Origin of the sequence: Mesorhizobium sp. M7A.F.Ca.CA.002.04.1.1, assembly GCF_004022805.1 — a bacterium.
In the GTDB taxonomy this organism is placed as follows: Bacteria; Pseudomonadota; Alphaproteobacteria; order Rhizobiales; family Rhizobiaceae; genus Mesorhizobium; species Mesorhizobium ciceri.
This window is the reverse complement of record NZ_RZPL01000943.1, coordinates 1-1774: the sequence shown is the minus strand read 5'-3', so window position 1 is coordinate 1774 and position 1774 is coordinate 1. Positions and strand designations below refer to the sequence as shown.

2 protein-coding genes and 1 pseudogene are annotated in these 1774 nt (G+C 65.2%); all 3 read left to right on the top strand.

Annotation, left to right across the window (positions count from 1 at the left end; translation table 11 throughout):
- A pseudogene (locus tag ENZ75_RS35435) lies at nt 1-138 on the top strand (XdhC family protein); the annotation flags it as partial.
- Between the two features lie 65 nt (nt 139-203).
- Complete coding sequence (locus ENZ75_RS30765) at nt 204-908, top strand: XdhC family protein (RefSeq protein ID WP_013532111.1); 705 nt, start codon at nt 204-206, stop codon at nt 906-908.
- Nucleotides 905-1774 (top strand): molybdopterin-binding protein (locus ENZ75_RS30760; RefSeq protein ID WP_164888137.1); only part of this gene is annotated, 870 nt, incomplete at its 3' end. The genes ENZ75_RS30765 and ENZ75_RS30760, both read left to right, overlap by 4 nt.

Below are 1774 nucleotides of genomic sequence, written 5' to 3'. Positions count from 1 at the left end.
GTGGTCAGCGAGGCCATCGACGTCATCGACAGCGGCAAGGCCAGGATGCTGGAGTTCGGTGTTGCCGATGAAACCGCATGGCAAGTGGGCTTGTCCTGTGGCGGCCGCATCAAGGTGTACGTGGAAAGACTGGGCTAGAGCATGATCCCAAAAAGTGGGACCCGGTTTTTGGACAAGATGATGCTCGGACAAGAGATTTCCTGATGGATCCCTACGCCTTAAAAACTTTGAACGCCGAACGACGCGCCCGCCGTGCGGCGATCCTTGTCACCGATCTCGGTGACGGGCGCGACCGGATCGTGCGCGAGGGCGATCACGTCGCCGGCGATCTCGGAACCGCGATCGCCAGGGCGTTTCGCACCGGTAATTCCGGTTCGGTCGAAGCCGAGGGGCGGACTTTCTTTCTCAACGCGCATCTGCCGCAGCCGCGTCTGGTCGTGATTGGCGCTGTCCATATCAGCCAGGCGCTGGCGCCGATGGCGAAGATCGCCGGCTATCCCGTGGAGATCATCGACCCCCGCACCGCTTTCGCCACGCCGGACCGCTTTCCCGATGTGGCGCTTCATGCCGAATGGCCGGAGGATGTGCTGAAGCGTCAGCCGCTCGACAGCTACACCGCACTTGCCGCCGTCACCCATGATCCCAAGGTCGATGATTTCGCCCTGAAGGCAGCACTAGACGCCAACTGCTTCTATGTCGGCGCGCTCGGCAGCAGGAAGACGCATGCCAAGCGTGTCGAACGTTTGCTGGCGCTGGGCGCGAGCGCCGACCAGATCGCCCGTATTCATGCGCCGATCGGGCTCGATATTGGTGCTGCCAGCCCGGGAGAGATTGCTGTTGCGGTGTTGGCCCAGGCGATCCATGCCTTCCGCTCGCGCGGGCTGGACGCAAAAGGTGCGGCGGCGTGAAATTCGGACCGATCCCGATCGAGACGGCGGAAGGCGCGGTGCTGGCACACTCCACCACCGCTGGTGAACGCCGCTTCCGCAAGGCGCATAGGCTGAGCGCCGAAGATGTGGCGCTGCTACGGACTGCCGGTGTTTCCGAGGTCGTTGCGGCTGTTCTGGCTGAAGACGACCTCGGCGAGGATGCGGCCGCGCAAACGATTGCCGGGAGCATGGCCTTTCGCGGCATCGAAGCCAAGCCTGCCGCGACCGGGCGGGTCAACCTCCACGCCAAGGCGCCGGGCATCTTCACGGTCGATGCCGCTGCCATCGACGCCATCAATGCCATCGATCCCGCCATCACCATCGCCACGCTGGCGCAGCATGCGCCGGTCGAGAAAGGCCAGATGGTCGCGACGGTGAAGATCATTCCCTTCGCGGTCGGTTCAGCGCTGGTCGACGCTGCGACAGAAATCTGCGCCGCAGGCGAGATCTTTGCCGTCAATGCCTACCGGCCCGTGCGTGTCGGCGTCATCCAGACGGTTCTGCCGGGCATCAAGCCTTCCGTGCTCGACAAGACGCTGCGCGTCACCGAAGCGCGGCTGGCGCGCACCGGCGGCAGGCTGACGGCCGAGCGCCGCACGGCGCATGAGATCGCGCCGGTGGCGGAGGCCACGGCTTCCCTGGTGCGCGACAATGACATGGTGGTGATCTTCGGCGCCTCGGCGATGAGCGATTTCGCCGATGTCATTCCCGCGGCGATCGAGAGGGCGGGCGGTACCGTCGTCCGCGCCGGTATGCCGGTCGATCCCGGCAATCTGCTGGTGCTCGGTACGCTCGGCGGCAAGCACGTCATCGGCGCGCCCGGCTGCGCCCGCAGTCCCAAGGAG

Excerpts from the sequence above, each read along its gene's own strand:
- ENZ75_RS30765 (WP_013532111.1), top strand. The coding sequence starts at position 204 with ATGGATCCCTACGCCTTAAAAACTTTGAACGCCGAACGACGCGCCCGC.